We start from the raw sequence: 5,713 nt of genomic DNA, 5'->3' as shown, positions 1-5,713 counted from the left end.
ACTTCCCCGCCCCGCCCGGCCCGGATCGGCCGTCGGGCCGGGCGGGGCGGGGAAGTCGGTGGCGGGCGGGGTGCTGCCCGCGGCCATGTCCTGGGCCAGGGCGCCGAAGTCGACGTATCCCGTGGCCTCCAGGATCCTGATGTGGTCCAGCACGGTGGTGTTGGCGTCGTCGGCCAGGGCGCGGACCAGGGAGTTCTGGGTGCTCGCGCGGACCTCGGCGACGACGGAGAACACCCTGCCGTGCGCGAGGCGCAGGATGTTGGCGAACTGCCGGTCGTAGTCGACGCCCTCGGCCCGGTCGAGGGTGGCGAGCCACTGCTTCTGCTGGTCGTTGGGCTCGTTGGGCAGGGCGAGTCCGAGCTTCGCCGCCACGTCACGCACGCGTGCGTCGAGGAACGTGTGCCCCTGCACGAGGTGCTGCCCCGCCGTCCGCACGGCCTGCGTCGTCCCCTTGAGCTGGGCCTGCTGGCCCGCGGGCAGCTCCCACAGTCCCGCCAGCCGCACCTTCGTGACGAAGTCCCGGTCCAGCGCGGACAGCGGCCCGTACGGCGTCGTCACGGTCCCGGCCTTGAGCACGCTCAGTCCGGTGCCGGAGCGGTCGGCGTACGACCACAGCGGGACGAGGAGGGCCACGAGGGTCGCCGTCAGCCCGGCGATGATGACCCCGGTGCCGGTGAAAATGCCTCGCCCCTTCAGGGGCGGTCGCGGTCGCATGGTGCCTCCAGTCACGGCACCGCACGCTTGTGGGTTCGAGGTGCGGGATGGACATATTACTGCCGGGTTCGTGCCGCCCTCCCGTCCCGGACCCCCGCCCCCTCACCGCCGCAGCAGCACCTTCCGCGTGGCCCGGGCCAACCGGATGCCCGGCCTCCGGGACCGCGGTGCCGGGCCGGACCGCTCCAGCCACCACTCCCGCAGCTGGCGCCGCGCCCTCGCGTCCCGCAACTCCCCGCCCAGCAGGAGGTGTTCGGCGAAGTCCAGGGCGTCGCGCCGGTATCCGCCGGTCATCGGCGCCCCCTGCGCGTACGCCAGGAACGCCGGTCGGTACCCGGCCCCCAGGATCACCGGCAGTTCGGGCGCCACCTTCGCCACCACGTCCGCCCGCTTGCCCGCGAGCGCCCGCGCCTGCACCCCCAGCCGCACCCGGTCGAATCCCTCCGGCACCGGCGTCCCGGCCACGAGCGCGGACAGCAGCGCGGTCTGGGCGAGCGCGAGGCGCTGCCGGGCGGGCTCGGTCGGGACACCGGACGGCTCCCCGGACCCGGTGGCACGCCACGCACCGCCGGCCCGGGTACCGGCCCCCTTCTCCACCGCCTCCCGGACGGCCGCCAACTCCCCTTCCAGCTCGGCCGGCTCGGGGAAGTTCTCGTCCCGCTCCAGCAGCACCCCCGGCGGCGAGACCCGGGACGCGAGGTCGGTGAGGATGTCGAGGACCGGGCGCGGCACCGGGTGGGCGTGGCTGTCGTGCCACACCCCGTCCCGCTCGAACCCGCCCGCGACATGGACGTACGCGATGGCCTCCAGGGGGAGTTCGGCGAGTGCCTCGGCCGGGTCCTCGCCGCGGTTGACGTGGTTGGTGTGCAGGTTGGCCACGTCGATCAGCAGCCGTACCCCGGTCCGGTCGGCGAGGTCGTACAGGAACTGTCCCTCGGTCATCTCCTCGCCCGGCCACGCGACCAGCGCGGCGATGTTCTCCACGGCGAGCGGCACGGGCAGCGCGTCCTGCGCGATGCGGATGTTCTCGCAGAGGACGTCGAGGGCGTCCCGGGTGCGCGGGACGGGCAGCAGGTGCCCGGCCTCCAGGCGCGGTGAGGCGGTCAGCGGGCCGCCCGCCCGGACGAACGCGATGTGCTCGGTGACCAGCGGTGAGCCCAGCGCCTCGGCCCGCTCGGCGAGCGCCAGGAGCCGCCCGGCGTCGGGCCGGTCGGCGCCGCCCAGGCCCAGCGAGACGCCGTGCGGCACCACGGTCACCCCGCGCTCGCGCAGCCGCAGCAGCGACTCGGGCAGGTGCCCGGGGCAGACGTTCTCGGCCACGGCCTCGACCCAGTCGATGCCGGGCATGGCCTCCACGGCGTCCGCGATCTCCGGCCGCCACCCGATCCCCGTGCCCAGTCGCTCCATGGTCCGTCCCCTCCTCGGCCGCTCCCGCACCCGCTCCGGTCGTCGCCCGCCCGGTGTGACGGAGGTATGGCCCCGGTTACCGGACGCGAACCGTGCCGGCAGAACCTTCAGAGCAACATTTGAGGTTCGGCCGATGCGCTCACGTGCCCGTCCCGGGCCACGGCCGCCGCCGCGACGAGCACCTCGTCGGCCAGGCGCAGCGGCCACGTCCCGTGCGTGCGCGATGTGGTCGACGAGGTGAAAGCCGATCGTGGTACGGCCGACGGTGTCACACGCCCGTGCCGGGCCACGTCTGCGGGTCCCGGCCCAGCAGGCGCAGTGTTTCCTCCAGCGGCCCGGCCCGCTCCGGAACCTTCAGGGCGGGCGCGAACGCGAACCCCGGTCCCCGGCCTGCCGGATCGGTCGGGACGCGCCGGGCCACGGCCGCCGCCGCGACGAGCACCTCGCCGGTCAGGCGCAGCCGCACACCGAGCGCGGCCGCCACGTCCCACGCGTGCACGACGTAATCGACGAAGTGAAAGGCGATCGCCGTGCGGCCGGCAAACGCGCCGCCCAGCTCCGGCAGCGTGAACTCCCGTTCGGCGGCGCCCGGTTCGGCGAACGTCGAGAGCACCGCCGCTGCGGCCGCGCGGTGCGCCCGGGCGGGCTCGCGCAGGTCCCCGGGCTCCCGCCAGTGCGCCGCATCGCCGCCCTCGCCCCGCGCGGCGGCCGCGAACCCGTGGTGCTGCGCGGTCATGTGGGCCACCAACCGCCGCAGGTCCCACCCCGCGCAGGGGGTCTCCCGCGCCCAGTCCCCGTCGTCCCCGGCCAGCTCCACCACCCGCGACGCCTCCTGTACGGCGATCCGGTCCAGCGCGACGACATCCATCAGTGCTCCTCGGCGATCAGGTCCAGGGCGTACGCCCACACGGCATCCGGGTCGAACTCCTCGAACTCCCGCCGGACCGACCGCAGTTCACCGCGTCCACGATGTGCGCGGACGATCCGCGCGTGGTCGGGCCGGCCGGTGAACTCCTTCAGCCCCCGCTCGTCGGCCCACACGGACACGGACCCGGAGCGCCGGCGGAGCGGGTCCGCCCACAGCCACATCCCGACCGCGCCGGGAGTCGACGGCCAGGTGCGCCGCAGCCGCATCCCGGCCAGCGCGACGGCGAGGGACTGCCCGCGGCCGTCGGCGGTGAAGTCGGTGACGGCGACGAGCACGCGGTCGTCGAGCGGGATGGCGGGACCGGACTTCCAGCGGGAGCGAAGGACGCGTGATCGAGGAGTGCCCATGCTCCGACTCTAAAACTAAACGAACGATCGTGCTACTAGTTTTCGCGCTGCCCCGGCCGGGATCCGCTCCGAGACAGGGGCTTCAGGCGTCAGGCCCGCAATCGGGAGGCGATGCCCCGCCGGGCCCTGTCGTAGGGCGCGGCCTCACCGTGCAGCAACGACATCGCGTTCGCCGTCTCCATCAACGCGACGATCTCGAAAGCGAGTTGGGCCGGATCGGTGTCCGCCGCCAGCTCACCCGCGGCCCTCGCCCGCTCGGCACACCGCTCCAGTTCCGCGAGCCAGGCGCGCTGCGCCTCGATCAGGGCGTCGCGGACCGCGCCCTCACGGGCGTCGAACTCGGCCATGACCCCGTAGAAGAAGCAGCCCCCGGGGAAGACCCGCTGCTCGGAGTACCGCAGCCAGCCCTCGCACAGGCCCCGCAGCCGGGCGAGCCCGTCGGCCGCCTCGGCGACCGGCTCCAGCACCTCGGCGACGAAGATCCGCGAAGCCTCCCGCACGGTGGCGAGCTGCAACTCCTGCTTGGAGCCGAACAGGGCGAAGACCCCGCTCTTGCTCAGCTCCAGCTCACCGGCCAGCCGCCCCACCGACAGCGCCTCAAGGCCCTCGACCGAGGCGATGTCGACGGCCCGGCGCAGCACGGTCCGCCGGGTGCGGTTGCCCCGCTCGACGCGTCCGTCGACCCTGGTCATCGCAGGGCCGGGTGGTCCGCGACGACCGTGCACGAGCCGGGCGCGATCTCGGTGAAGCCGGCGTCACGCACCAACGGCAGCCCACTGGCGGTGAGTTCGGCCCAGCGCCCGGGCGGAGCGGTCCGTACGGCGAGCGGGAACCCGGCGTCCCGCCAGGCGACCCGCTCCTCGTCCGACAGTTCCCACCAGGCCAGTTGGGCGCCGTGACCGACCTGGGCCATCGCCTTGCCGGCCGACATGTCGAGGTCCGGGCTGAGCCACAGCACGGGGGCGTCCGGGTCCGCCTCGACGGGCGGCTCGGGGTCGTCGAGATCCGTGCCGGAGACCTGGAGCCTGGCCAGCTCCTTGGGCCACCCGTCGAGCGGTACCGGCGGGAACACCCGCACCTCCGCCGCCTTCCCCGTCACGGTGATCCCCGGCAACGCCTCGGCCCGCCGCCACTCCGCCCCCCGCGCCCGCCGTACGACCTTCCGGATCCGGGCGTCCTGCCAGTCCCGCACGGCCTCGGCCCACTCCCCGTCACCCGCCGAACGCTCGTCGGCGAGCAGGACGAGAACGGCGCGGGCGGCCGTCTCCAGGGCGTCGGTGCGGGCGGGTGGAGCGCTCTTCTCGATGCGGACGACCAGGGGCAGCACGAACTGGGGCGCCCGGTCGCGTGCGGTCGGCTCGGAACGGAAGGGGCTGTCGGTCGGGGGCGTCACGTCGTGGCTCACCCGGACAACCTTAAAGTCACCCGGAACAGGCCGTCCGCTGAGCCTCCTGCCACTCGCACACCGGGCACAGCGTGATGCCCTTGTACGACTCCGGATACTCGGTCGGCTCCCGGCACAGCACACAGTCGGCGTACGGCGGCCCGTCGGCGACCGGCGGCCTCGGCACGTCGCCGATCGTGCAGTAGTCCTCGCTCATGCCTCCAGCCTAGGACCCGATCAGCTCGGACACCCGTACGAACCGGAACCCCCGCGCCCGCAGCTCCGGCACCACCGTGCGCACCACCCGCTCCGTCGTCGGCGCGGCGCTGCGCGTGCAGTGCAGCACCACGACCGACCCCGGCCGTACGCCCTCCAGCACCTGCCGGGACACGGCCCGGGCGTCCGTGGCGAACGCGTCCCCGCTCACCACGTCCCACTGCACGGCGGTCACCCCGGCCGGGGTCAGCGCCTTCAGCGCCCGACGGTCGTAGCACCCGCCCGGAAAGCGGAAGTACGGCTTCGCGTCCGGCACCCCCGCTCTCCGGAACGCCGCGTACGCCCGCTCCACGTCCGCGCGCATCCGGTCACCGGGGACCGTCGGCAGCCCGTAGCAGTCGGCGGTGAAGGCGTAGTGGCTGTAGGAGTGGTTGGCGACCTCGAAGAGCGGGTCGCGCCCGAGGGAACGGGCCTGGTCCGGGTACTCCTCGGCCCATCGCCCGGTCATGAAGACGGTGGCCGGCACCCTCAGTTCCCGCAGGGCGGCGATCAGACCGGGGTTGTCGAAGTGCTCGCCGGCGACCGCCCGGGCCCCCTGGTCGGCGGTCATGTCGGCGTCGAAGGTGAGCGCGACGGTCCTGCCGCGGTCCCGGGAGCCGTTCTTGAAGACGGGGGTCAGGCCCCCGGGACCGGGGGCCGGACCGCCGTCTTCAAGAA

General features: G+C 74.2%; 8 protein-coding genes. All 8 read right to left on the bottom strand.

The window, feature by feature from the left end; translation table 11 throughout:
• Positions 1 to 714 (bottom strand): DUF4142 domain-containing protein (locus AOJ26_RS27530; RefSeq protein ID WP_053851057.1); only part of this gene is annotated, 714 nt, incomplete at its 3' end.
• Positions 715 to 816: 102 nt separating this feature from the next.
• Positions 817 to 2,121 (bottom strand): DUF692 domain-containing protein, encoded by a 1,305-nt coding sequence (locus tag AOJ26_RS27525; RefSeq protein WP_053851056.1) that lies wholly within the window; start codon positions 2,119 to 2,121, stop codon positions 817 to 819.
• A 268-nt stretch (positions 2,122 to 2,389) separates the two neighbouring features.
• Positions 2,390 to 2,989: a TIGR03086 family metal-binding protein gene (locus AOJ26_RS27520; RefSeq protein WP_053851055.1), complete on the bottom strand. Its 600-nt coding sequence runs from the start codon at positions 2,987 to 2,989 to the stop codon at positions 2,390 to 2,392.
• Positions 2,989 to 3,396 carry a hypothetical protein gene (locus AOJ26_RS27515; RefSeq protein ID WP_063790327.1) on the bottom strand — a complete coding sequence of 136 codons (408 nt, stop codon included), beginning with the start codon at positions 3,394 to 3,396 and terminating at the stop codon, positions 2,989 to 2,991. Before AOJ26_RS27515 ends, AOJ26_RS27520 begins: the two co-directional genes overlap by 1 nt.
• Before the next feature lie 89 nt (positions 3,397 to 3,485).
• Entirely contained in the window at positions 3,486 to 4,088 is a 603-nt protein-coding gene (locus AOJ26_RS27510; protein ID WP_053851053.1) for a TetR/AcrR family transcriptional regulator, read from the bottom strand.
• On the bottom strand, positions 4,085 to 4,801 hold the full coding sequence (locus AOJ26_RS27505; RefSeq protein WP_053851052.1) for an aminoacyl-tRNA hydrolase: 717 nt from the start codon (positions 4,799 to 4,801) through the stop codon (positions 4,085 to 4,087). The genes AOJ26_RS27510 and AOJ26_RS27505 overlap by 4 nt, the downstream gene beginning before the upstream one ends.
• A gap of 16 nt (positions 4,802 to 4,817) precedes the next feature.
• Positions 4,818 to 4,997, bottom strand: a complete 180-nt coding sequence (locus tag AOJ26_RS27500) for a hypothetical protein (RefSeq protein WP_053851051.1) — start codon at positions 4,995 to 4,997, stop codon at positions 4,818 to 4,820.
• A gap of 9 nt (positions 4,998 to 5,006) precedes the next feature.
• The coding region (locus AOJ26_RS27495; RefSeq protein ID WP_053851050.1) for a polysaccharide deacetylase family protein at positions 5,007 to 5,713 on the bottom strand (707 nt) is incomplete at its 5' end.

Origin of the sequence: Streptomyces sp. NRRL B-24085, assembly GCF_001282115.1 — a bacterium.
Taxonomy (GTDB): domain Bacteria; phylum Actinomycetota; class Actinomycetes; order Streptomycetales; family Streptomycetaceae; genus Streptomyces.
This window is presented reverse-complemented; position numbering and strand designations above follow the sequence as displayed.

Excerpts from the sequence above, each read along its gene's own strand:
- AOJ26_RS27525 (WP_053851056.1), bottom strand. The coding sequence starts at position 2,121 with ATGGAGCGACTGGGCACGGGGATCGGGTGGCGGCCGGAGATCGCGGAC.
- AOJ26_RS27520 (WP_053851055.1), bottom strand. The coding sequence starts at position 2,989 with ATGGATGTCGTCGCGCTGGACCGGATCGCCGTACAGGAGGCGTCGCGG.
- AOJ26_RS27515 (WP_063790327.1), bottom strand. The coding sequence starts at position 3,396 with ATGGGCACTCCTCGATCACGCGTCCTTCGCTCCCGCTGGAAGTCCGGT.
- AOJ26_RS27510 (WP_053851053.1), bottom strand. The coding sequence starts at position 4,088 with ATGACCAGGGTCGACGGACGCGTCGAGCGGGGCAACCGCACCCGGCGG.
- AOJ26_RS27500 (WP_053851051.1), bottom strand. The coding sequence starts at position 4,997 with ATGAGCGAGGACTACTGCACGATCGGCGACGTGCCGAGGCCGCCGGTC.